Source organism: Amycolatopsis sp. PSD-21, from assembly GCF_055561455.1.
Map to the genome: position 1 here is coordinate 4,855,557 of NZ_CM145712.1, position 24,716 is coordinate 4,880,272.

Below are 24,716 nucleotides of genomic sequence, written 5' to 3' on the forward strand. Positions count from 1 at the left end.
CGCTCACGCGTCCGAGTTACGGTGGCCTGGTGACGATCACCGGGTTCTTCTCCTCCTTCGAAACGGGTGATCCGCAGCCGGTGGATCCGGCCCTGCGCGTCGGCACCGGCCCGGCGTCGTCGCCGACCGCGAAGACCGGTGTCGGGTTCACCGGCGCGCACGCCCTCCGCTACGAGAACACGCTGCGCGCGACCGTGTTCGAAGTGGACATCGAGGTCACCGGGCACACCGAACTGTCCTATGTGGTCTTCCCCGAATCCGACTCCGACGTGCCCGACTACCGCAGCACCTTCGTGGCGCTGGACGTCGAATTCACCGACGGGACGTCGGCCGGGTTCGGCGCCACGGAGCAAGGCCTGGACAAGACGCTGTACGTGGACCAGTGGAACCTCGTACGCCGCGGGCTGGGTGGGTTCGCCGGACGGCGGATCGCCCGGATCGTCCTGGTCAGCGAACCGCCGGACGGCGAGGGCGCGGGCTGGGTGGACGACGTCCGGATCACCGAACGCCCGATCGAGATCCGCGAGCCGGTCGACCACGTCCGCACCACCCGCGGCACGCATTCCAGCGACAAGTTCTCGCGCGGCAACAACTTCCCCGCGACCGCGGTCCCGCACGGCTTCAACTTCTGGACCCCGGTCACCGACGCGGGTGCCACGAACTGGATCTACAGCTACCACCGGCACAACGACGCCGAGAACCGGCCGGCGCTGCAGGCGTTCGCGCTGTCGCATCAGCCGAGTCCGTGGATGGGCGACCGGCACACCTTCCAGGTGATGCCGGGGATCGGCCCGGTCGAGGCCGACCGGGCCGAACGCGCGCTCGCGTTCTCCCACGACGACGAGGTCGACCGACCGCATCACTACGGCGTCCGGTTCGCCAACGGCGTCACCACCGACATCGCCCCGGCGGATCACGCGGCACTGTTCCGCTTCACCTTCCCGGGTGATCGCGGCTGGCTGCTGTTCGACAACGCCCGCAACCGGGGCGGATTGCGGCTCGACGCGGCGAACGGCGTGGTCACCGGCCACACCTGGGTCCGCAGCCGGTTGTCGGCCGGGGCACGGCGGATGTTCGTGCACGCCGAGTTCGACGTCCCGGCCGAACGCGGCGCGAGGATCCGGCGCCCGGTGTGGCGCACCGTGACCGGTTTCCTGGAGTTCGCCGCGGGCGAGGTGACGATGCGGATCGCGACGTCGCTGATCAGCCTCGCGCAGGCCAAACGGAACCTCGACCAGGAGATCCCGGCGGGCACGACCTTCCAGCAGGTCCGTGACCAGGCCCGTGCCCAGTGGGCCGGGGTGCTGGACCGGGTCGAGATCGAGGGCGCGACCGAGGACCAGCGCACCACGTTCTACTCGAACCTCTACCGGCTGTTCCTGTATCCGAACTCCGCGCACGAAGTCACCCCGAAGGGTGTGCGTCACGCGAGCCCGGTCATCCGCCGCCTCTGGCCAAGCACGCGCACCAGGACCGGCGCGAAGGTCGTCGACGGCGAGATGTACGTCAACAACGGCTTCTGGGACACCTATCGCACCACGTGGCCCGCGTACGCCCTGCTCACGCCCGGCCGGTGCGGGAAGATGATCGACGGTTTCGTCCAGCAGTACCGCGAGGGCGGCTGGATCTCGCGCTGGTCCTCCCCCGGCTACGCCAACCTCATGACCGGCACCAGTTCCGACGTGGCGTTCGCCGACGCGTACCTCAAAGGCGTGCGCGGCTTCGACGTCGAGGCCGCCTACGAAGCCGCGCTGAAGAACGCGACGGTGACGCCGCGCGGGCAGAGCGTCGGCCGCAAGGGCCTGCACGAGTCGATCTTCCTCGGCTTCACGCCGACGTCGGTCCACGAAGGGCTGTCGTGGGCGATCGAGGGCTGCGTCAACGACTTCGGCCTGGCCAATTTCGCCGAAGCGCTCGAGCGCCACGACGACGCCGCGTACTTCCGGCAGCGTTCACAGCAGTACGCGAACCACTTCGATCCGCTGATCGGGTTCTTCCAAGGCCGCAACCGTGACGGCAGCCGCCATTTCGCCGCCGAGGGCTACGACCCCGAGGCGTGGGGCGGCGACTTCACCGAGACGAACTCCTGGAACACCGCGTTCTCCGTGCCCCACGACGGCGCAGGACTCGCCGCGCTGCACGGCGGCACGGAAGCGCTGGAGTCCAAACTGGACACTTTCTTCGCGACCCGGGAGACCGGCCGCAAACCCGGTTCCTACGGTGGGCTGATCCACGAGATGACCGAGGCCCGCGACGTCCGGATGGGACAGTACGGACATTCCAACCAGCCGTCGCACCACATCCCCTGGATCTACCACTACGCGGGCGCACCTGCGAAGACGCAGCGGATCGTGCGGGAGGTCCTGCGGCGGCTCTACGTCGGAAGCGATCTCGGCCAGGGCTATCCAGGCGACGAAGACAACGGCGAGATGTCCGCTTGGTACGTCTTCGCCGCGCTCGGGTTCTATCCGCTGGCGATGGGCAGCCCCGAGTACGTGATCGGCGCGCCGCTGTTCACGAAGGCGACCGTCCATCTGGAGAACGGGAAGGACCTGGTCGTCGAGGCACCCGGCAACACCGGCGACACCGTGTACGTCCAGGGGCTCTCGATCGACGGACGCCCGCACGACACCAGCACGCTCTCGCATTCCGCCATCGCCGACGGCGCCGTGCTGAAGTTCACGATGGGCGAGCAGCCCTCGGACTGGGGCTGCTCCCCCGTCGAGCCCGCCGCCCCGCGACCGCTCACGGACATCACGGTGCCCGACGGTCCCCTGTTCGACGACACCACCAGGACCGAGGTGACCTTCCCCGAACGCGAACCCGTCATCGAGTTCCCCGTCGAGGACGGGTCGCGGGAGGTCGTGATGTACACCCTGACCTCGGGCAGCCGCCGGGGTGACCCGCGTTCGTGGGTGCTGGAGGGGTCCGACGACGGCGAGCACTGGACGCTGCTGGACCAGCGTGAAGGCGAGGAGTTCCGGTGGCGCCGTCAGACGCGGCCGTTCGCCCTCGCCGGGCCGGCGCGGCACGCCAGATACCGTCTTCGCGTCACCTCGTCCACCGCCCGGCGGGTCACCCTCGCCCAAGGAGAGCTGCTCGCCCGATGATCTCCCGCATCACCCAGGCCACGACCGACCGTCTGGTCGCCTCCGATCCCGGTCTGGTCCGGCTCCGGCTCGGTTTCTCGGCCGTGCTCAGCATCATCGTCGCGGTACTGGCGATCCTGCCGTTCCACCAGCCGCTCACGGTGATCCTGGTCGCCGCGATCGCGGCGATGACCTCGGCGTTCACCGTCAACGACGAGACCCCGGGACAGCAGGCGGTAACCCTCCTGCTGGGGCTGGTGCTCGGCGCGGCGTCGCTCACGGCGGCGAGCGTCGGCTCGGCGGTGCCGCCGCTGGACAGCGTCGTGTTCGTCCTGCTGATCTTCGTCGCGGTCTACGCCCAGCGGTTCGGCTCGCGCGGGATCGCACTGGGTTCGTTGTCGTTCTTCCTGTTCTTCTTCGCGATGTTCCTGCAGACGCATTTGAAGCAGGTCCCGGTGCTGCTGCTGGCGCTGACCATCGGGATCGCGGCCAACGCGGTGGTCCGGTTCGTCCTGCTGCGCCGGCATACCGACGCGGAGTTCCTGCGGATCCGGCGGGCGTTCCGGGCCCGGCTCGCCGCGGTGGTGCGCGCGGCCGAGGACCACCTGGCGGTGGGCGGCAGCGAACGCACCCGCAAACGGCTCCGCAGGACGAACGCCCGGATGCACGAGTCCGTGCTCCTCATCGAGGACACCGCTCCGGAGGTGATCGGGGCGGACTCGGTGAACCGGCTCCGCCGCCGGGCGATCGAGGTCGAGCTGGCGGTGCAGTGGCTGACGATCACGGTGCAGCGGACCTGCGCCGAAGATCTCGACGAGGACGTCCGTGACGACCTGATCGCGCGGATGCGGCGGTTCCGGTCGCTGATCGAGCGCGACCCGCGCGAGCTGCCGCTGATCAGCGAGACCGAAGAGTTCAGCAAGATGCTGGTGGAAGGCAGCCGGATCGACGAGCACGCCGCGCCAGGCGACGGCGTCCGCCGTGCGCTGGCCGAGCTGGCGCTGGCCGACGTGCGGGCACAGCGGGTGGCCGAGCACGACGTGTCCGACGCCGTCGACGATCCCGAAGACCCCGACGAGGAGAAGTCGTCGGCGTTCGCCTACGACAACCAGACGCGCAGCGCCATCCAGGCCGTGGTGGGCGGCGGGCTGGCCGTGCTCGGCGGGGAGCTGGTGTCGAGCCAGCGGTGGTACTGGGCGGTGCTGACCGTGTTCGTCGTGTTCATCGGCTCGTCGACCGCGGGCGCGACGTTCGTCAAGGGTGTCCGGCGGCTCGGTGGCACGCTGATCGGGATCGTGGGCGGGCTGGTGCTGACGCTGCTGGTGTCGGGCAGTGTGCCGGCGACGCTGGCGCTGATCCTGGTGTGCGTGTTCGGCATGGTCTACATGGCGCGCGTGTCTCAGGTGATCATGGCGTTCTTCATCACCAGCATGCTCGGGCTGCTGTACAGCCTGCTGGGGACGTTCAGCATCGAGGTGCTCTGGATCCGCGTCGCGGAGACCGCGGTGGGCGCGGCGGCCGGAGTGCTGGCGGCAGTGGTGATCGTGCCGGTGCGCACGCGGGCGGTGATGCTGGACGACGTCTCGGCGCTGCTGGAGGAGCTGGACGAGTTCGTCGAGAAGACCGCGGGCCTGCTGTCCGGCGCGGAGAACGTGAGTGTCATCGAGAAGTCGCGTGATCTGGACCGGGCGGTGGACAAGGTCCGCACGACGATCGAGCCGCTCACCCATCCGGTGAATCTCAGCAGCCGTCGTGACTACGGCTGGCACGTGCTCACCACGGTGGAGACGATCGCCTTCCGCGCCCGCCACGTCGCGGCGCGGTCGCAGGCCGGGCTGCTGCTCAACGAGGCGGACCGGCTGCTGCTGTACACCGGGCGGATCCGGGAGAACATCGCGGTGCTGAGGAAGGCGATCGGGGATCCCGGCGGTTCGGCGCACGGGACGCTGATCCGAGACGACGGTACGCCCGTGGCGGACCGGATCGACGATCCGCGGGCACGTTCGGTGCTCACCAGCCTCGGGCACCTCGACGAGACGGTGATCGCGCTGGGCCGCGCGTTCGGGGTCGAGGCCACGGATCCGGAGCCGTCCGGGAAACCGTGAGTGGCGGTCCCAGACGTAGTGAAGGCCTCCTTGCCTACTTTGAGGGTAGGCAAGGAGGCCTTCACGGACCGGCCGCAACGACTTGGGGTCGCCTAGGTACATGAAGGCCCCCTTCCTGTACCTAGGCGCAAGGAAGGGGGCCTTCATGTACTGCGGCGAGGTGTGAAGGTCGAGTTTCCTCGACTGAGTCGAGGGAAGGGGTCCCTCACGCGCAGTCGGTGTGGCTACTGGGGGCGGATGTGGCGCTCAGAACCCAAGTAGAGCCCTCAGGGATCAGTTCTTCGGTTTGGGGCAGTTCTTCCACGAGAAGTGGTACGTGGTCTTGATGGAACCGTCGGTCGAATCCATCGTGACGAAGCTGGTGGTCTTCTTCGGATCGGAAGTACCGACCGCGGCCCGCAGTTCGGTGTTGATGTTGAAGTTCCGGTCCTCGCCGCAGGGTTTGTAGACGATGGCGCCGACTTCGATATTGTCGGTGAACTGCCAGTTGTCCTCGAACGGGCCTTTGAGACTGTGGGTCACATAGGACGTCGGGGAATTGCCCTGGAAGTAGTAGTTGGCCCGTTCCAATCCGGTGGCCCCGGCGGCCAGGGAGGCGAAGCCGCGGTAGTCCGTGCCCGCGATGCCGTAGGTGAATCCCTGCGGAACGTGCACATACAGGTTGAGCTGGCAGTTCTTGCGCAGATCGGTCGGTTTCGCGCCGACGCCGACCTGGGCGGTGTATTCGCTGTAGGTGACGGTGAAGGCGGTGTTGTCCGGTGAGACGGAAACGGCCGCCGTACCCGGTTTGCATCCGGTTCCGTTGACGGTCACGACGTCGATGACTATTTTGTCGGACGGCAACGGAGGCGGCACCCAGGCGTTCGGAGTGACGACCGAAGAGGAAAGCATTACGGCAGCAACCAGCGCGTTGAGCATGGGATCCTTCCCAAAGCTTCCACACGGCGGGAACCGGGCGGATTCGAGGTCAGCGAGACGATCTGACGAAACGGTTTCGGTCACCGGGCGGGGGTGACCGCCGAAAACGAGGTCGTCGAGAAGGCTCGTCGCCGCCGGGCGGGCGGCGACGAGCGCTGAAGCCCTCCTTCAGGGCGGCCAAGACCCTGACCGGGCATGGGTGGGACGGCCTTCTTCCGGACCGGGAAGCAGGCCGTCACCCGGGAGCGGCTGTCAGGAGGTCGGGCAGGTCTTCCACGAGAAGTGGTAGGTGGTCTTGAACGCGCCGTCGGTCGAATCCATCGTGATGAAACTGGTGGTCTTCTTCGGATCCGACGAACCGGCGCCGACCCTCAGTTCCGTGTTCACGTTGAGGTTCCGGTCCTCGCCGCACGGCTTGTAGATGATGACGCCGCCTTCGGCCTCGTCACGGAATTGCCAGTTGTCCGAAATCGGCCCGTTGACGGGATGACTGACGTGCGCGGTCGGCGAATTCCCCTGGAAGTAGTAATTCGCCCGCTGCAGCGCCTTGGCGCCGGATTCGAGAGAGGCGAAACCGCGATAGTCGGCACTGGCGATACCGTAGGTGAATCCCTGCGGCACATGGATGTTGAGGTTGAGCTGGCAGTTCTTCCTGAAATCGGTCGGTTTCGCGCCGACGCCGACCTGGGCGGTGTATTCGCTGTAGGTGACGGTGAACGCGGTGTTGTCCTTGGCGACGGCGACCGCGGACGAACCCGGCGGACATCCGGAACCGTTGACGGTGACGACGTCGATGACGACGCGGTCGGGCGGCGGTCCCGGCGGCGGAGACATGCTGTTCGGCGTTATTATCGACGAGAAAAGGGATACGGCGGCGACCATTGCATTGAGCATGGTGTCCTTCCCGGAAACTTTCACACGGGGCGGGGAACTGGGCGGACTCATGTTAGCGAAACGATCTTCACGATGCCGCCCGCCGATCGGACGCAAACATCCCGGCAATCGGTTCATGAAATGAAGATATGGTCTGTAACCGTTTTCCGGAGCCAATGGGAACACCGCGGACCCGGGAAAACACCATTCACTTCGCACCATATGAAAAATGCTTTCGCGGATTCACCGTTGACGATTCCGGCGAGACACGGCCTTCTCCGGCGTGAGCCAGGTCACCCGGTGGCGTGCCGCGGGCGCGCACCGCATCGATCAAGAAAACAGTGACTGGACGCACCCGAACGGCGACTCCGGACAGGACTAGCATCTCGGTACAAGTCGATGTCGCCTCAAGCTGGAGAACCGCAATGACCCAAGCCCCTGTCAACGTCACCGTCACCGGTGCGGCCGGCCAGATCGGCTACGCGCTGCTCTTCCGCATCGCGTCCGGTCAGCTGCTCGGCCCGGACACCCCGGTGAAGCTGCGGCTCCTGGAGATCCCGCAGGCGGTCAAGGCGGCTGAGGGCACCGCGATGGAACTCGAAGACGGCGCGTTCCCGCTGCTGTCGGGCATCGACATCTTCGACGACCCGAAGCAGGCCTTCGAGGGCGCGAACGTCGCCCTGCTGGTCGGCGCCCGTCCCCGCGCGAAGGGCATGGAGCGCGGCGACCTGCTCGAGGCCAACGGTGGCATCTTCAAGCCGCAGGGTGAGGCCATCAACGCCGGCGCGGCGAGCGACATCAAGGTCCTCGTGGTCGGCAACCCGGCCAACACCAACGCCCTCATCGCGCAGGCGCACGCGCCCGACGTCCCGGCCGAGCGCTTCACCGCGATGACCCGCCTCGACCACAACCGCGCCCTCGCGCAGCTGTCGAAGAAGCTGGGCGTGCCGGTGACCGAGCTGAAGAAGGTCGCGATCTGGGGCAACCACTCCGCGACCCAGTACCCGTCGATCGCGCACGCCGAGGTGTCCGGCAAGCCCGCGACCGAGGTCGTCACCGACCAGCAGTGGCTGGCCGACGACTTCATCCCGACCGTCGCCAAGCGCGGCGCGGCGATCATCGAGGCCCGCGGCCTGTCCTCCGCGGCGTCGGCCGCCTCCGCGGCGATCGACCACGTCTACACCTGGGTCAACGGCACCCCCGAGGGTGACTGGACCTCGGCGGCGGTCGTGTCCGACGGTTCCTACGGTGTCCCGGAGGGCCTGATCTCCTCGTTCCCGGTCACCGCCGCGAACGGCGAGTACAAGATCGTCCAGGGTCTGGAGATCGACGACTTCTCGCGTGCCCGCATCGACGCTTCGGTCAACGAGCTGGCCGAAGAGCGCGACGCGGTGAAGAAGCTCGGCCTCATCTGAGCCTGATCCGCTTCACGAAGGCGGCCGTGTCCCCCGGGACGCGGCCGCCTTTTCGCTGCCGATGATCGTGTCGAGGTTCGCGCGGGTGGTCTCCAGCTCGCCGATCGCGTCGTCGATCCGGCTCCGCTGCTGCCGCAACGCCTCGACCAATTCCGGGCAATCGGGCGTCAGCCAGCCGTCCTCGTCCACGATGCAGGGCAGGATCTCCAGGATCTGCGCGGTGTTCAGCCCAGCCGCGAGCAGGATCCTGATCCGCCGCACCGCATCCACGTCGGCGTCCCCGTACACGCGGTAGCCGCTCGGGCGCCGCTCCGGAGTGAGCAGCCCTTGCTCCTCGTAGTACCGCAGCGCGCGCTCGCTGACACCGGTCCGCCGCGCGAGCTCCCCGATCCGCATCCGCACTCCAGACTTGACTCTCACGTCAATGTCAAGGTTTAGCTTAGCCGCCATGAGCACCGTGACCGTCCTCGGACTCGGCCCCATGGGCCACGCCCTCGCCACCGCTTTCGCCGCCGCCGGCCATCCCACCACCGGGTGGAATCGCACTCCTGGCAAGGAGAACGGCCTCGACGCCACCATCGCCACGACCGCAGCGGAGGCGATCGAGGCGAGCCCGCTCGTGATCGTCTGCGTACGCGACTACGCCGTGGCACAGTCGATCCTCGACACCGGCGCGCTCAAAGGCCGCACCCTCGTCAACCTCAGCGGCGGATCACCACAGCAGGCCCGCGCGATGGCGACATGGGCCGCCGAACACGGCATCGACTACCTCGACGGGGTGATCATGGCCACGACCGACGCGATCGGCGGCCCCGACGCGGCCCTGTTCTTCAGCGGCCCCGCCGACGTCTACGAAGCACACCGGCCCACGCTGGCCGCGCTCGGCGAGAACGCACAGTACGTCGGCGACTCCCCCGGCCAGGCCGCCGCCTTCGACGCGGCCCTGCAGGACATGCTCTGGACCTCCCTGAGCGGGGTGATCCACATGCTCGCGCTCGCCAAGGCGGAGAACATCGGCGCCACCGACATCGCCACGCACGCCAAGGCGCTGCTCGGCTTCTTCCCGGACATGATCGACCTGCTCGCCGAGCAGGTCGCCACCGAGAACTACTCGGGCGACGCCGGCACACTCGAGTCCACCGCCGCGACGATGGACCACATCCTCGACGCGATCCGAGTGCAAGGCCTCGACAACGGTGTCCTCAGCGCTGCGCGGGCCCAGGTCGGGCAGGCGATCGACGCCGGCCACGGCTCCGACGGATTCGCCAGGCTGGCCGCACTCTAAGACCGGAACTGCCGCGCCTTGATGCCGTACTGGCCCATCTTCCGGTACAGCGTCGCCCGGCCCATCCCGAGCTTCTCCGCCGCACCGACCACGGTGGCCCCCGGCTCGGCGAGACAGCGCACGATCTCGTCCCGTTCCATCGCCTGCAACCGGCTCAACCGATGCCCCACCCCGGAGAACACCTCCGCCGGCAGATGACGGCTGTCGATCACATCCGACCGCGACGCCGCCTCCCGCACCACCCGGCGCAGCTGCTTGGCGTTCTCCGGCCAGTCACAAGCGGTCAGCGCCCGCACCGCGGCCGGGGTGAACGCGACCTCGCGCCCCCGGTCGCGGCGGGCGAAATGATGGGCCAGCGGCAGGATGTCGTCCGGCCGGAACCGCAGCGCCGGAACCTCGACCACCACCTCCACCAGCGGGGCGAGCGCCTCCGGTATCGCACCGGCGTCCTCCGCCGTCAGCACGAACGGCGGCGGCTCCCCCTCCCGCCGAGCATCGGCGAACAACCCGGCCAGCTCCGCGGCCGCCCACGCCGGGAGCGTGTCCACCCCCGAGACGATCACGCACGTCCCGTCCTTCTCCAGCTCCGGCGTCCATAACGTCAGCCAGGTGTCGACGTCGTCCGGCGCGGGCGGACGCGCGTTGAGCACTCGATCCCTCGGGCGCGTCGCCCGCCGCGCGGCCGACGCGAGCGCCGTCTTCCCGGCGCCGGCCTCACCGACGACAGCGACCACCCGCCCACGGCTCAACGCCGAACCCACCTCACCGAGCGCGTCCGACCAACCCGGCGACAGACTCGGCGCATCGGCCGGATCGAACCGATCCGAATGAACCCGGAACACCTCACCACGCGGCGCCGGCCGCGGAGTCCGCCCCGACGCCCGTGCCAGCATCAACGCCGCCGTGTTCCCGGCCGCCGCCTGCGCCAGCGCCAGCAGCAACTCCGACGACTGATCCGACCACGTCGTCAGGTTCACGCTCCCCGCCAACGCGCCGGTCAGCGGATCCAGCACCGGCACCGCCGCGCACGTGTACCCCCGCAAACCCGTGCAGTAATGCTCCGCGGCCCGCACCAGCGTCGGCGCGCGATCGGCCAGCGCCAAACCCAGCCCATTGGTCCCGGCGTTGCTCTCCGCGAAATAGAACCCCGGCGCCAGATGGACCCGGTCCAACGACCGCACGATCGACGCGTCCGTGCACAGCCTGCTCAGCACCAGGCCTTCACTGTCGGTGATCATCAAGCTGACCGGCTCGTTCGCCAGCGTGGCCTGCAAGCCGCGCAACACCTCGTTGCCGCACTCGTACAGCAGCGAACCGGTGTCCAGGGACCCGGTGAACACCGGCCGCACCTCGTCCTCGGGCGCGCCGTACCGGGCGCTGCGCTGCCAGGACGCCCGCAACCGCGGCGCGATCACCGCGTTCGCGCTCTCCACATCTACCTCCCGGGACGCCACACTGCGTTCGGACCTCCGCACAGCGTACGTCCGCGGCCACCGGCACACAGGCCCGTCGATGTCTCAAACTGAGACACCGCGCGCCTCCCTGACCTGCGCCGACACCCCTAGCGTTCACCTCCAACGTGCCAACGGCGGTCACGAACGCGGAGGAAACCCATGTACACCAAGGACGGCGAGAGCTACTTCATCGTGGACGCGCACGTCGCGCTGTGGGACGCCCGGCCGGAGAACCAGGCCAACATCCACGGCAAGCAGTTCATCGACTGCTTCTACGACTACCACCGCAACCTCAGCCCCGAATCCGAGCTGTGGTCCTACGAGGAGTACCTCTACTACGGCGGCGAGCGCCTGATGAAGGACCTCTTCCAAGACGGCTACGTCGACCACGCCATCTTCCAGCCCGCCCACCTCGGCGCCTTCTACAACAACGGCTTCGGCCAGACCGAAGAAGCCTTCGCCCTCACCAAGAAACACCCCGGCAAACTCACCTACAACCACTGCTTCGACCCACGCCTCGAACAAGCAGGCCTCGACCAGCTCCGCCGCGACGCCGAACGCTTCGGCCTCAAAGGCGTCAAGCTCTACACCGCGGAATGGCGGGACGACTCCCGCGGCTACAAACTCGACGACCCCTGGTGCCGCCGCTACCTGGAAACCTGCCTCGACCTCGGCATCCGCAACATCCACATCCACAAGGGCCCCACCATCCGCCCCCTCGACCGCGACGCCTTCGACGTCGCCGACGTGGACAAGGTCGCCACCGACTACACCGACCTCAACTTCGTCGTCGAACACTGCGGACTCCCCCGGCTCGAAGACTTCTGCTGGATCGCCACCCAGGAACCCAACGTCCACGCCGGCCTCGCCGTCGCGATGCCGTTCATCCACACCCGCCCGCGCTACTTCGCCCAGATCATCGGCGAACTGCTCTACTGGCTCGACGAAGACCGCATCCAGTTCTCCAGCGACTACGCACTCTGGACCCCGAAATGGCTGGTCGAACGGTTCGTCGACTTCCAGATCCCCGAGGACATGACCGAATACGCGCCACTGACCAACGACCAGAAGCGCAAGATCCTCGGCCTCAACGCCGCCGCGATGTACGACCTCCCCGTACCCGAGGAACTCCAGGTCCGCCGCATCGAAACCCAAGCCGTCTCGGTGGCCTGACATGCGCGAACACGACGCCTACACCGCACTCCACGCCGTCTTCGACCCCGAACTCGACGAACCCATCACCGACCTCGGCTTCGTCCGCTCCCTCACCGTCGACGGAACCGAGGTCACCGTCCACCTGAGGCTCCCGACGTCGTTCTGCTCACCGAACTTCGCCTACCTCATGGCCTCCGACGCCAAGGACGTCCTCACCGCGCTCGACGGCGTCTCCCGCGTCCACGTCGTCCTCGACGACCACCACGACTCCGACCTCATCAACCGCGGCCTCGCCGCCGACGCCGGCTACCGAGGCACCTTCGGCGACGAAGCGGACCAGGACCTCGACGAACTCCGGCTCACCTTCCGCCGCAAAGCCCACACCGCGGCCATGGAACGCGCCCTCACCAGGCTCTTGCGCGAAAACCGGGAACTGACCGAAGACCGGCTCCACGACATCACCCTCGCCGACCTGCCCGACCACCGCACCACCCACGCACTCCTGCGCCGGCGCGCCGCGCTCGGACTCGACACCGCACCGGAGGCACCGGTCCTCGTCGACGACCACGGCACGCCCTACCCCCGCGAAGAAATCCCGCTCAGGCTCCGGTTCGCCCGCTCCGTCCGCATCTCGATCGACGGCAACGCCCACTTCTGCCGCGGCCTGCTGCGCACCCGCTACCCCGAATCCGCCGCCGACCAGACACCCCGAAACCAGGAGGTCCACGCATCGTGAAAGCGATCCAGGTCATCGGTTACCACGAAAAGCTCCAGCTGACCGAGGTCGCCGAACCCGAACCCACCGGCCCCTACGACGTCATCGTCCGCATCGGCGGCGCCGGCGTCTGCCGCACCGACCTCCACATCCTCGAAGGCCAATGGGCCGAGAAATCCGGCGTCACCCTCCCGTACACGATCGGCCACGAAAACGCAGGCTGGGTACACGCCGTCGGCAGCGCGGTCACCAACGTGACCGAAGGCGACAAGGTCATCGTCCACCCCCTCATCACCTGCGGCCTCTGCCGCGCCTGCCGATCCGGCGACGACGTCCACTGTGCCCAATCCCAGTTCCCCGGCATCGACACCGCGGGCGGCTACGCGGAATACCTCAAAACCTCGGCCCGCAGCGTCGTCCGCATCGACGAGAGCCTGGAACCCGCCGACGTCGCCGCCCTCGCCGACGCGGGACTCACCGCGTACCACGCCGCGGCGAAAGCCGCCCGGAGGCTCAGGCCCGGCGACCGCTGCGTCGTCATCGGCGCCGGCGGCCTCGGCCACATCGGGATCCAGGTACTCAAGGCCCTCACCGCCGCCGAACTCGTCGTCGTCGACCGCAACCCCGACGCCGTCGACCTCGCCGTCACCATCGGAGCCGACCACGGCGTCATCGCCGACGGCACCCAGATCGACCAGGTCCTCGACCTCACCGGCGGCGAAGGCGCCGAAACCGTCATCGACTTCGTCGGCGAAGGCGGCGCCACCAAAGACGGCCTCGCGATGCTGCGCCGCGCCGGCGACTACCACGTCGTCGGCTACGGCGAGAACATCGACGTCCCCACCATCGACGTCATCTCCACCGAGATCAACCTGATCGGCAACCTCGTCGGCTCCTACACCGACCTCTGCGAGCTCATGGTCCTGGCCGCACAAGGCCGCGTGAAACTCCACACCGCGCGCTACCCACTCGAAGAGTTCCAAACCGCGCTCGACGACCTCGACGCCGGACGCATCCGCGGCCGCGCCATCCTCGTGCCCTGACACCTCGTGAGTGGTGGGGACGGTTGGAACCGACCGTGCCCTGGCGTGTCGTCCATCCAGTCACGTGACATCGCCGGTGCGAGCAATCCGGCCCGAAGTGATGTCGCGAAAGCCACTTTCACGACGTCTGATGTCCCGAAAGTGGCTTTCGCGACACTCAGCGGCCCGCGCCGGTCGCGAACTCCCGGTTGGCTCCGACCGTCCCCACCACTCACGACACAATGAGCCAGTGCAGCTGAACGCGCTCCTCACCGGCCAACCCTCGGAAGTCCTCACCCGGGTCCTCGCACTCACCCGCGCCGAGCGGAAAGCCCTCGTCCCCGAACTCCTGGCCGCGTTCAAGGACAGCAGCGAGTTCATCGAGATCAAGCCCAACACCTACGGCGTCCGCAACCCGCTCAGGGGCCAGCAAGCCGCCACCGCGCTCTGGGCCGCCCTCCCCGCGAGCGACCCCCTGCTCCCCAAACTCTGGATCGCCTCACCCACGATCCTCGAACGTGTCCTCCAGGACCGGCCACTCGCCGAACGCAAGACGATCGCGCTACGCGTCATCGGCCACCAGACCGCCTGGGAAGCCGTCCGCCGCATGATCCTCGACGGCGACCTCGAACCCGTCCGGACACCCGAGTACCACGCCGGCTGGTTCCGCTGGGCCGGCCGCTTCGGGGGCAAACCCCTGGCAGAGCGGCTCCGAACCGAACCCGAAGCCCTCACCGAACTCTGGGAACTACTCACGATCGAAGGCAATGGAGACGCCAGCTTCGCCGCCTTCGACAAGTACGTCCGCGACCAGGACAAATGGTCCACCGCGCTGCTCGAACTCACCAAGACCGGTGAAGTCGACCGCACCAGGCTGCTCGACCTCACCCTGGACATCCTCGCCCGCGACTTCGCCGCCTTCCGCGCCCAGTGGTACGCCGCGCTCCACGAAGCGCTCGCCCCCACCCCGGAGGAACGCACGAAGGCACAACACCGCTACGCCCGGCTGTGCGGAAGCGGCCTCCCCCGCACCGTCTCCTTCGCCGTCAAAGCACTGTCCCTTGTGGACAAACAAGGCACGCTCGACGACGAAGTCGCGCTCCAGCACCTCCCCGCGGCAGCGGCCGGGCGCGGCGCCACCACCGCCGAACGCGCCCTCAAACTCGCCGGCCGCATCGCCGACCGTCGGCCCGAACTCAGCGACCTCGCCGACGAAGTCTTCGAAGCGGCACTCACCCACGAAGCCTCCGACGTCCGCGCTCTCGCCATCGCCCGGCTCGGCGTCACCCCCGACCAGGCACCCGCCATCGAGACCGCCGAATACCCGGAACCCACGCGACCGCCATGGGACCAGCGCAAGACCCTGACCATCCCACTCGACATCCCCGACACCCCGGCCGCGGTCGCCGAAGCCCTCTCGTCCCTGCTCGCCGACCCCGACCAAGCCGACCTCCTCCTGGCCGCCCTCGACGGCGCCCACCGCGTCGCGGACGAACTCCCGGACGCCCTCAAACCACTGGTGAAACGCGCCGCCAGAATCGACGCCCAGAGATACAGCCCGGCCGTGCCGAAGATGATCGCCACCCTCGTCCTCGGCCTCACCGGCCACGACGTTCCGCCCCCACCCAAGGTCGGCGACTGGCGACGTCCGCTCCACCACCGGATCACCGCCCTGCTCGAAGGCACAGCCGCTCCCGTTTCCGCCGCCACCCACCAAGGCGGCTGGCTCGATCCCGTCGTGTTCGTCTCCCGCATGCTCGAACACCCCGACGCGGCCGAAGACGACGTCGTCGACGCCCTCCTGAGACTCGCCCCGGACACCAGGCCCGAAGCCCTCGCCCTCGCCTCGGAACTCACCGGACCTCACGCCGACAACATCCGCTACGCGCTCGGCGGACCGGCCGGCCGAAGAACCGGCTGGATCGCCCTCGCCGCCGCCCGCGCCCGGTACCCGGAATCCGCCGACCCCGCCGCCGCGCTCCGCGGAGAACCCGGACCACCGCTCACCTGGACGGCGAAAGCCGGCCCCAGCGGCCGCCACAACCTGACCACACTGGACATCGAACCGGCTCCGGAGGCGGCCTCGCCGAAAGTTCCCTGGCTGGGCGTGCCGTTCGACGGCCCGGCCACCGAATGGCTCGGCTTCACCGAATGCCACGAAGCGGTCGCCTCCCCTTACGATCGGGACCACATCGAAGCCGCCGTCGCCGGATACCTCTTCTTCAACGACACCGAATTCGGCAATCCCGTGGAGAAGGCCGCACTGCCCCCGTTCCTGGACAGCCCCTCGGTCCCGGGCTTCCCCGGCACGATGCTCCTCGCCACCACCCTCACGCTGAAACGCTCCACCGCCGTCCAACTGGGCACGGACGCCGTGCTGACCCTCCTCGACCGGCGGATGCTCGGCCCCCGTGCGCTCGGCGCGGCACTGGGAGTGCTCGGCCCGTACCTCATCGCACCCCGGCTGGCATCCCGGCTTTCGATCATCGCGAACGAACACCCGGTAGCCGTTCTGTCCACACTGGACACTTTGCTGCCGGAGCTGGAGCATGCGCGACGCGGTATCTTCGCGCTTCTGGAACTCGCCGCGGACCTCGTGGAACGCGGAGCGGGGACGATCAGCGACGAAACGAAGGAATGGCTGGCCCGCTTCAAAGGCAGTTCGAAAGCGGCGAAGGCGGCATCACGACTCCGCCGATGACATCCGGGCCGCCAGGACGTGCGAACACGGGCCCCGGGTCTCCTGATGCTTGGCCCACCACGCACACGTGCACCCGGCCGGCGAAAGCCGGACGCGTTGCACGGAGCCGGCGCGCGTGATCTCGTAGCCGCCATCCGGCAACAACCGGACGGCTCCGGCGGCAACGAGCTCGCGGGCCTTCGCCAGGCGGCCGTTCGCCGGAGCGTTCCCGCTCGGGAGTTCACGCGGGAACCACGTGCCGTCGACGACGTCGTGACCGGCGCGACCCGCGACGAGATCCGGCGCTTCGAGCCCGGCGGCCAGCGAGTTCAGCCAGCCGCCTTCGCCTGAGAAACCACGGGACGGCTCCGGCGACAATGTGACGACGAGCCGCGCTCGGTCCAGCTGAAGCACCCAGGTGGCGACCTCACTGTCCGGTCGCGTGTAGACGGTCAGCCCTTTGGCGAACCGGACGAGGGGCTCGATCACTCGCAGCCGATGCAGTCCGGTCGCCGGAATCGAGTCACGTCCCGGCCGTGAGGTCAGCCGGAGCCCGCGGCCGGACGCGACCGCCCACGACCGGCCGACGGCAGTGGGAAGCCGCCTCAGGAAGTTCCGCGTCTCCGCCTTGTCCAGCTTCGCCCTCTCGACGGCACCCTCCGTGACAGCGGCGACCTCGGCGAATCCCGCCACCCAGCGGTCCGGCAGCGGCACCACGGACTCGTCGTTCCGCCCGTCCAGCGTGCGAAGGCGGATTCCTTCACCACGAACAGTCAAGTGCAAGGGATCCTGGGCCACGACTCCCGCGAGGACGGTCCTCGTCGCGTCGGACAGATCGACGTTCGTGCAGCCCTCGCCGAGGTCACCCACGTCCAGCAGATCGAGCCTGGCGTAAACCCCGCAGCACGGGGAAAAGGCCTCGACACGCAGGGTCGTCCGGTCCGCGGTGAACACCGGATCGGACTCGGCGATGAGCCGGTTCACCATGGACGGCGGCATCCAGAACCGGGTGCGCGCGACCTTCCCCAGCACGAGCAGCGCTTGGGCCGCCTGCGCTCCCGGTTCCACGAAACCCTTGAAAAGCACTGGCGTCCGAATATCTTCTTCGGGCTGCTCCAGTAAGACCTCGGTGATCACGCGTCAACCCTAGCCAGGGCCCCCGACAGTCCTTGCGGATCTTTTCTGGCTAGGTGAAATGATCTTTTTCAATGCCATGCTGAATAGGTCGTTATACACCTTGACAGACGACGATCCAAGGGCGTCGACGGCAGGCCCCGGCGCGGGTTTCGGGGCCTGCCGTCTCCCTCCCCCACCCGGAGGCTTCACCCGTATGAGGTGCTCCCCTCCCCTGGGTTCGGCCTATCGGGCAGATCTCCAGCCGGCACCCGCTCCCGGGGCCGGGTGCTGATATTCCGCGACCAAGCCGGGGTGGGTGATCGTGGCCCCTTCACGGAAGGACACCCGCTCCTCCCGGCGACAGGTCCGCCCCGCCGCGTAGCCGATCCCAAAGCCCAGTGGCAGCAGTGCGAGTTCGGCGATCTGGATCCAGTTGGCGAACATCGGTCCTCCCCTAGTCCGGCCAGCGCGGCTCCTCGATTCTATTCGTCAACTATCCTCGTCTGATTCGGCTATTCGTGTACTATTCGCGCTCTAGCCCCGTGTGGGAGTAGCATGATCGCGCAACGAGCAGGAGCCCACTTCGCCTCGACCCCGCGAAAGAAGATCATGCCCACCTCGTCGCCCCATCCCGGCTCCGACCGCGTCCGGCTCGCCACGAAACTCCGCGAGCTACGGGCAGCCACCGGCCTGTCCGGCAACCAGTTCGCCAAAAGCCTTGGCTGGCCCCAATCACGGGTGTCCAAGATCGAAACGGCCGTGCAGTTCCCGACCGGTGACGACATCGCGGGCTGGCTCGCCGCGGCGGGCGCCGCCGACCAGGAGGACTCGGTTCTCGAACTGCTCAAACGGGCCCGCGTGGAATCGGTGTCGTTCCGCGACGAGTTCCGCAAACCCGGTGGAGCCGCCGCCAAACAGCGATCCGTCCTCGAACTGGAGCAGCGGGCGAGCCGCGTCGCCACGTTCCAACCGGCGCTGCTTCCCGGGCCCGTGCAGACGCCCGGCTTCATGCGAGAACTGCTCGCACTCCCCTCGGGCCCGGCACGTACGGGTGGCGCCGCCGATGCCGACATCGAGCGCATGGTGGCCGTCCGAATCGAACGGCAGGCGCAATTTCACGACCCGGGCAAGGCTATGCCGCTGGTGATCGGCGAGGCCGCGCTGTGGATCCGGGTCGGCGATCTCGACACCCAGCTCGGCCAGCTGGACCGGCTCTCCTCGCTCGCCGGCCTGCGCACCGTCGACCTGCGCATCCTTCCCTTCAGCAAGGCCATGCCGATCGCGCCGCTGCACGGATTCCGCATCTACGACGCCGAACTCGTCGTGGTGGAACTGTTCGCCGGCGAGCACCTGATCAGGGATCCGGAGGAGATCGCCTTGTACGAGCACATGTTCGGCACGCTGCACGCCGAAGCGCTGTCCGGCGACGCGGCCGCCCGGCTGATCCGGAGCGTCTCACGACGACTGACCGAAGACGACTGACCCGGTCACCCGGCGGCCAGGCACGTCCGGCACTCCGCGTGCGGCCGTTCCAGGCTGGTGACGAAGCTGTGGTCCATCGTGGCGAGACTGAAGCCGTACTGACAGTTCAGCGCCAGCTTCGGCGCGTTCGTGATCAGGCGCATCACCGCGTGCGCCACCAGATTGCCCGCGACACCGGCCGTCACCGCGTTGGCCGCGTGCGCCGGCAGGCTCGCGGCCGGACGCCACGTCGCCAGCGGCGGACGCGCGGCGTCGCGATCACGCTCGGCGAGCCGCGCGCATTCGTAACACGGCCCCGCGCCCGGGCGGTAGACGCCCAGATTGACCTGCGGGCCGTGGTAACCCCCGTACACCCAGGGCGTACCGGTCGAGGCGCACGCCTGGTTCGTCCACGTCCGGATCTCCGGCGGATGATCGGCGGTCATGATCAAGACGTCACAGTCGGCGGCCAGCCTTCGCAGTGAAGCCGCGTTCTCGATCCGCGTCGGCTCGCCGGTGACCTCGACGTCCGAGTTGGCCGCGCGCAACCTTTCCACCGCCACGTCCACCTTCGGCAGGCCCAGATGTTCCTCGGTGTAAAGGATCTGGCGGCCGAGATTGGACAGTTCGACCACGTCCGGTTCGACGCAGTGCAGGCGTCCCACGCCCGACATGACCAGCCCCAGTGCCGCGGTGCACCCGACGCCGCCCACGCCGACCAGCACGACCCGCGCGCGAGCCAGAAGGACCTGGAAATCCCAGCTCGACGTTCTTCTCGTCAGATCGATCCACCGGTACAGCGACCGGCTTCTCGAGTGGCGTTCGAGTTGCCGCTCGGTCAGGTCGGTGCACGTCGGCTCGTCCGCGTTCTCGACATACCCGAGTTCGGCGAGCTTTTCGATGGCGGCTGTGACCTCATCGGGACGGGTGCCGGGAACCAGACGAGCCAGGTCGGTGACGACCTGGCTCACCGTTCGCGTTCCGTCGAGGAGTTCCAGTAACGCCCACACGGCACCGTCCGAGTCCCTCAACTCGGCGGCGATGCCGAACACCTCCCCGCCGATCCGGATCCAACCGTCGCCGAACCGGACCGGGCGGTGCTCGTCTTTGATACGTGGACGCACCGGAACCCCTCCTCGGTCAACCGTTGTCTCCGCTGTAGACGTGGCGGATCGCGTCAGCACGTTCCACCATCACGATCTCGATCATCGCCGGACACCCCCTCTCCCCCGACCAAGCGGGACGGGGCCGGACCACCGCGGCCTCACCCATCGCGTCCGCCCCTCCCCGGTTTTCGACCCGCCCAGTGGCGGGCCCGGCTCTACAATGTAGTACTGTCCCGATGTAGAGGGCTTAAATGTAGAGCTATACATTCACTTCGGTCTACGGGCTCTCTCTGCGCTATACGGGTGATACTGGGGTCACCTTCCGTGACGAGACCTTGAGGAGGTGGTCAGTTCGTGGGCACGCTGACCCCCACCGCCATCAAGCGCTGGATCGCGCTCGAGATGAAGCGCCTCCGGGAAGCGGCGGGCTACGACCGGACCGCCGCGGCCGAGCGCATCGGCAAGGCCACGACGGTCATCGCACATATCGAAACCTCGCGAAACCTGCCCGCACCGGCCGATCTGGAAGTCCTGCTCGATTTCTACGGAGTGCCCGAGCGGGCACCGTTCTTCCGCGACCTGACCAAACGAGCGAAACGCGGCCGCGACTGGTGGATCAACTTCGACCACGGGGTGTTCGACTGGTTCAACCTCTATTTGGGCCTGGAAACCGGTGCCGCCCGGATCAGCACCGTCGACCTGGTCGTACTGCCCGGTTTGTTCCAGACTCGTGATTACGCGCTCGATATCATGAGAGAAGGCAGACGCTGGAACAACAAGGCCGAACTCGAAACCATGGTCGACCTGCGGATGGCGCGCCAAGAGATATTGGACCGCCCTGGGGACGCACCGCATATCTGGTCGATCCTGGACGAGAGCGTCCTACGCCGCCAAGTAGGCGGGCCGGCGGTCATGCGTGATCAACTGGAGCACTTGATCGAACTGTCGGAACGGCCGAACATCGACATTCAAGTGCTCTCCTTCACCGCGGGCGCCCACGGCGCCTCGGACGGCGGGTTCATTCTTTTGGACTACCCGTCCGAATTCGGCGGTGATCCCGGAACCGTGTACGTCGAGAACCGACGCGAAGGCCTCTATTACGAGGACACCGAAGACCTCCGCCGATTTCGCAGCACTTTCGAACGGCTACAGGCACAAGCGGAGCATCCTGGTCGGACACGGTCTTTCATTCAAAACTTGGCAAGGGAACTCAATGAACAATGATTCTTCTCGTCCCACCCTGCTCGGCCTTTCCGGCTGGTGGAAATCGAGCTACAGCGCCGGCGCGAACGGTTGCGTCGAAGTCAACGACTCCGTAAAGGGCTATGTGGGCGTTCGCGATTCGAAGCTCGGCGAGAACAGCCCCGTCCTTGTTTTCGAACCGCACGAGATCAAGGCCTTCGTTCTCGGCGCGAAGAACGGCGAGTTCGACCACCTGCTCTCCTGACCGGTCGTGATCCGTCCCGCCCGGTTCCCACCGGCGGGACGGATCACCTCAGGAAGTCTCAGCCTGACGGCGGCGATAGGCTCGCTGCTGGCAAGCCCTGGAGCAGTAGTCCCGAGGCCTGCCCCGCCCCCCGCCGTCTAGTTCCTTGCCACAGACGGCACACTCGCCGCGCTCAGTTTCGTCACGCATTACCTCACGCCCCCGGCTTTCGACCAGCGCCTGCACGCCGTCGAGAGTGCGCTGCAATCCGAATTCGAACGGGTCGAGCGGTGCGTCCATCCCTCCGTCCTTCCACAGCCGCTCCAAGGCCGGGTAGGCGTCCATCCGCTCGAACAGCGACTCACGTTCGCTCCACCAGCGCTCATGGGACACGCCGGTGCGCCGCTGGAGTTCCGCGGTCTCCCCCGCCTGACGCGCGACGGACTCCACGAATCCGCCGACCAGGTTCACGACCGCGATCACCTGCGCCGGCGCCAGACCACTCCGTGAGGCGACATCCAGCGCGTGGTCGTATCCGGCCATGATGTTCGGCCCTGGCAGCCGCCGGCTCCCGGCACTGTCGACCAGCCACGGGTGACGGCGATGCATCTCCCATGCTCGCCGCGCCCACCGTTCGAGCCCCGCCCGCCAGCCGAGCCCGTCCGAAGGCCCCATCGGAAACCTGCCGTACACGGCGTCGCGCATGAGTTCGACCAGCTCCGCCTTGCCGGGCACGTACCGGTAGAGCGACATGGTCGTGGTGCCGAACCGTTCCGCGACCTTGCGCATCGACAGGGCGGCCAGCCCTTCCGCGTCCGCGACTTCGACGGCCGCCGCGACGATCCGGCCGAGGCTCAACCCCGGGCGCTCCGGCTCGGGAGTCCCCCACAGCAGCTCGATCGCACGCTCCGGATCCGGCTGCGCGTCGTCTTCCGCCACCCGCACTCCCTTGACGCTCGTCGCTCGTTCGTGTTTAGCTGATAAACCTCAGTATATCCCATAAACCACTCCACAGGAGCGCTTGAGCATGCCCGAGATCAGGTTCTTCGTGTCCCCCGAGGGTAGAGACGACTGGGCAGGCACCGCCGACCGGCCGTTCGGCACCCCGAAAGCAGCACAGGAGGCCGTCCGCGCCGTCACCGCCGGAATGACCGGCGACGTCATCGTCACCTTCGGCACAGGTGTGCACCATCTTGAGGTACCCCTTGTCTTCGACGACGCACTCGGCGATTCCGGCTCGAACGGTTTCCGCGTGATCTACCAGGCGGACGGCTACGGCACACCGGAACAGGCGAAGGTCGAACTGAGCGGCGGCCGCGAAATCACCGGCTGGACGACGGGCCGCGACGGCATCTGGACGGCACCGATCGGAGCCCTCGCCCCGCGACGGCTCACCGTGGACGGCCGGCCCGCCGTAAGAGCGGCCCGCACCGAGGGCCTCCCCGGAACCGTGACGAAAACAGCGACTGGTTACGTCACGGACAGCACGGAGCCGCAATCGTGGCCGGACCCGTCGGGTCTGGAGTTCGTCTACCCCGGCGTCTACCCGTGGTCCGAAGCCCGCCTCGCGGTCGCGTCGATCACCGGCGACGCCACCTCCACCACCGTCACGATGGGCCAGCCCGCTTTCGGCCACGCCAAATCCCTCTACGACTCCAAGTGGTACGGCGCGGGCGGAGACGGCACCTGGGACGGGCTCGCCGCGCCTTCCGTGCTCGAGAACAACGTCGCCTTCCTGACCGAACCGGGCACCTTCGCCGTCAGCCGCACCGAAGGGAACGGCCACGTCCTCCACTACCGACCGCGCCCCGGCGAGGAGATCGGCAAGACCAGGGTCGTCGCCCCGATGCTCGAGTCGCTCATCACCGGACAAGGCGTGCACGACCTCGTACTGCGTGGCTTCACCTTCGCCGACGCGACCTGGACCGGCGTTGCCCGCACCGGCGGTTACCTGCACTACCACGGCAACGCCCGCTACGAGCGGGGCGAGTTCCAGAAGATCGACCTCGGCGCCGACGTGGGCTACGTCCATGTGCCTGCCGAGCCGGTCCAGTTGCCCGCCAACGTCAGCCTCACGTCGGCGAACCGGGTCACCTTGGAGGGCAACCACTTCACCCGGCTCGGTGCGGGAGCGCTCCTGATCGAGGGTGGCGCCGACGTCGGCATCCGGGGGAACGTCTTCGACGAGATCTCCGGCAGTGGGATCGCCGTCCACGCCGGTACCCGGGTCTCCATCGAGGACAACCTCGTCCACCACATCGGCACCGAGTACCGCGGCTCCCCCGCCGTCCTCGTCGTCGAGTCCGAAGAGACCACCGTGGCCCACAACGAGATCCACGACGTCCCGCACAACGGCATCGTGATCACCGGCGGCGAGAAGGCCAAGGCCACCCAGGTGCTCTCGAATCTCGTCGAACGCAGCATGGGGAAGCTGATGGACGGCGGCGGGATCTACCTCTCGGCCCCACAGGGCTCGTCGTTCGCGGGCGGGGCGCTGGTCCGCGGGAACGTGATCCGCGACGTCCTCACCTCGTACAACTTCGGGCTGTACGCCGACTACGGCGCGGCGTGGATCACCGTGCTGGGCAACATCGTCTGCCGGGCCGACACCCCGATCGTGCTCCAGGTGGGCCCGCCGATGGAGAACGTCGCCTTCGTCGGCAACTTCTGGGACGTCCTGCCCGACGGCTACGACACCCCGCCCGAGACGGTGACCGTGGCCGGGAACACCGTGCTGCCGAAGGAAGGCTTCGACGAGGCCGTCCGCGCCGATCCGGCCGCCGCCGACATCCTCGCGCGAGCGGGGCGCCGCGGTCTGGAACGATGATCACCGCTCCTGCCGGGCGCGAGTCCGGCAGGAGCCGATCCGGCCACGATTCACGAGGAGAACACGCGC

At 67.9% G+C, this 24,716-nt stretch carries 19 protein-coding genes; 12 read left to right on the forward strand and 7 right to left on the reverse strand.

The window, feature by feature from the left end:
- Window positions 1-29 precede the first annotated feature (29 nt).
- Entirely contained in the window at window positions 30-3,110 is a 3,081-nt protein-coding gene (locus ACZ1DY_RS22960; protein ID WP_465480784.1) for a GH92 family glycosyl hydrolase, read from the forward strand.
- Complete coding sequence (locus ACZ1DY_RS22965) at window positions 3,107-5,194, forward strand: FUSC family protein (RefSeq protein WP_465480785.1); 2,088 nt, start codon at window positions 3,107-3,109, stop codon at window positions 5,192-5,194. The genes ACZ1DY_RS22960 and ACZ1DY_RS22965 overlap by 4 nt, the downstream gene beginning before the upstream one ends.
- Window positions 5,195-5,467: 273 nt before the next feature.
- Here the strand turns inward: ACZ1DY_RS22965 and ACZ1DY_RS22970 are convergent, their stop codons facing one another.
- Window positions 5,468-6,112 carry a DUF4360 domain-containing protein gene (locus ACZ1DY_RS22970; protein ID WP_257486487.1) on the reverse strand — a complete coding sequence of 215 codons (645 nt, stop codon included), beginning with the start codon at window positions 6,110-6,112 and terminating at the stop codon, window positions 5,468-5,470.
- Between the two features lie 252 nt (window positions 6,113-6,364).
- Window positions 6,365-6,946: a DUF4360 domain-containing protein gene (locus ACZ1DY_RS22975; protein WP_126733160.1), complete on the reverse strand. Its 582-nt coding sequence runs from the start codon at window positions 6,944-6,946 to the stop codon at window positions 6,365-6,367.
- A gap of 464 nt (window positions 6,947-7,410) precedes the next feature.
- Between ACZ1DY_RS22975 and ACZ1DY_RS22980 the strand changes: the two genes are divergently transcribed.
- Complete coding sequence (locus ACZ1DY_RS22980; RefSeq protein ID WP_257486486.1) at window positions 7,411-8,400, forward strand: malate dehydrogenase; 990 nt, start codon at window positions 7,411-7,413, stop codon at window positions 8,398-8,400.
- Between the two features lie 12 nt (window positions 8,401-8,412).
- Here ACZ1DY_RS22980 and ACZ1DY_RS22985 read toward each other — a convergent pair whose 3' ends face one another.
- Window positions 8,413-8,796 (reverse strand): MerR family transcriptional regulator, encoded by a 384-nt coding sequence (locus tag ACZ1DY_RS22985; RefSeq protein ID WP_126733106.1) that lies wholly within the window; start codon window positions 8,794-8,796, stop codon window positions 8,413-8,415.
- A gap of 52 nt (window positions 8,797-8,848) precedes the next feature.
- On the opposite strand from ACZ1DY_RS22985, the gene ACZ1DY_RS22990 reads away from it, so the two are divergent.
- Window positions 8,849-9,685, forward strand: a complete 837-nt coding sequence (locus ACZ1DY_RS22990) for an NAD(P)-dependent oxidoreductase (protein WP_465480786.1) — start codon at window positions 8,849-8,851, stop codon at window positions 9,683-9,685.
- Here ACZ1DY_RS22990 and ACZ1DY_RS22995 read toward each other — a convergent pair.
- Window positions 9,682-11,118, reverse strand: coding sequence for an AAA-type ATPase lid domain-containing protein (locus tag ACZ1DY_RS22995; protein ID WP_465480787.1), 1,437 nt, complete (start codon window positions 11,116-11,118; stop codon window positions 9,682-9,684). The genes ACZ1DY_RS22990 and ACZ1DY_RS22995 overlap by 4 nt on opposite strands.
- A 180-nt stretch (window positions 11,119-11,298) precedes the next feature.
- Here ACZ1DY_RS22995 and ACZ1DY_RS23000 point away from each other — a divergent pair, with 180 nt between their 5' ends.
- The 4 genes from ACZ1DY_RS23000 to ACZ1DY_RS23015 all read left to right on the forward strand — a co-directional run bounded on the left by ACZ1DY_RS23000 (window position 11,299) and on the right by ACZ1DY_RS23015 (window position 16,732).
- Window positions 11,299-12,312, forward strand: a complete 1,014-nt coding sequence (locus ACZ1DY_RS23000; RefSeq protein ID WP_465480788.1) for an amidohydrolase family protein — start codon at window positions 11,299-11,301, stop codon at window positions 12,310-12,312.
- A 1-nt stretch (window position 12,313) separates the two neighbouring features.
- Window positions 12,314-13,030: an iron-sulfur cluster assembly protein gene (locus tag ACZ1DY_RS23005; RefSeq protein ID WP_465480789.1), complete on the forward strand. Its 717-nt coding sequence runs from the start codon at window positions 12,314-12,316 to the stop codon at window positions 13,028-13,030.
- On the forward strand, window positions 13,027-14,052 hold the full coding sequence (locus ACZ1DY_RS23010) for an NAD(P)-dependent alcohol dehydrogenase (protein ID WP_465480790.1): 1,026 nt from the start codon (window positions 13,027-13,029) through the stop codon (window positions 14,050-14,052). The genes ACZ1DY_RS23005 and ACZ1DY_RS23010 overlap by 4 nt, the downstream gene beginning before the upstream one ends.
- Window positions 14,053-14,281: 229 nt before the next feature.
- Window positions 14,282-16,732 (forward strand): DUF6493 family protein, encoded by a 2,451-nt coding sequence (locus tag ACZ1DY_RS23015; protein ID WP_465480791.1) that lies wholly within the window; start codon window positions 14,282-14,284, stop codon window positions 16,730-16,732.
- On the opposite strand, the gene ACZ1DY_RS23020 is transcribed toward ACZ1DY_RS23015, so the two are convergent.
- Window positions 16,715-17,848 carry an SWIM zinc finger family protein gene (locus ACZ1DY_RS23020; RefSeq protein WP_465480792.1) on the reverse strand — a complete coding sequence of 378 codons (1,134 nt, stop codon included), beginning with the start codon at window positions 17,846-17,848 and terminating at the stop codon, window positions 16,715-16,717. The two genes, ACZ1DY_RS23015 and ACZ1DY_RS23020, sit on opposite strands and share 18 nt — an antisense overlap.
- A gap of 588 nt (window positions 17,849-18,436) precedes the next feature.
- Between ACZ1DY_RS23020 and ACZ1DY_RS23025 the strand changes: the two genes are divergently transcribed.
- Window positions 18,437-19,309 (forward strand): helix-turn-helix domain-containing protein, encoded by an 873-nt coding sequence (locus ACZ1DY_RS23025; protein WP_465480793.1) that lies wholly within the window; start codon window positions 18,437-18,439, stop codon window positions 19,307-19,309.
- A gap of 5 nt (window positions 19,310-19,314) precedes the next feature.
- On the opposite strand, the gene ACZ1DY_RS23030 is transcribed toward ACZ1DY_RS23025, so the two are convergent.
- Window positions 19,315-20,412, reverse strand: a complete 1,098-nt coding sequence (locus ACZ1DY_RS23030) for a HesA/MoeB/ThiF family protein (protein ID WP_465480794.1) — start codon at window positions 20,410-20,412, stop codon at window positions 19,315-19,317.
- Between the two features lie 336 nt (window positions 20,413-20,748).
- On the opposite strand from ACZ1DY_RS23030, the gene ACZ1DY_RS23035 reads away from it, so the two are divergent.
- Window positions 20,749-21,618, forward strand: coding sequence for a helix-turn-helix domain-containing protein (locus tag ACZ1DY_RS23035; protein WP_257486475.1), 870 nt, complete (start codon window positions 20,749-20,751; stop codon window positions 21,616-21,618).
- Entirely contained in the window at window positions 21,608-21,841 is a 234-nt protein-coding gene (locus ACZ1DY_RS23040; RefSeq protein ID WP_126733114.1) for a DUF397 domain-containing protein, read from the forward strand. Before ACZ1DY_RS23035 ends, ACZ1DY_RS23040 begins: the two co-directional genes overlap by 11 nt.
- 48 nt (window positions 21,842-21,889) lie before the next feature.
- Here the strand turns inward: ACZ1DY_RS23040 and ACZ1DY_RS23045 are convergent, their stop codons facing one another.
- Complete coding sequence (locus ACZ1DY_RS23045; RefSeq protein WP_465480795.1) at window positions 21,890-22,759, reverse strand: TetR/AcrR family transcriptional regulator; 870 nt, start codon at window positions 22,757-22,759, stop codon at window positions 21,890-21,892.
- An 88-nt stretch (window positions 22,760-22,847) separates the two neighbouring features.
- On the opposite strand from ACZ1DY_RS23045, the gene ACZ1DY_RS23050 reads away from it, so the two are divergent.
- Complete coding sequence (locus ACZ1DY_RS23050) at window positions 22,848-24,647, forward strand: right-handed parallel beta-helix repeat-containing protein (protein WP_465480796.1); 1,800 nt, start codon at window positions 22,848-22,850, stop codon at window positions 24,645-24,647.
- Window positions 24,648-24,716: the final 69 nt, after the last annotated feature.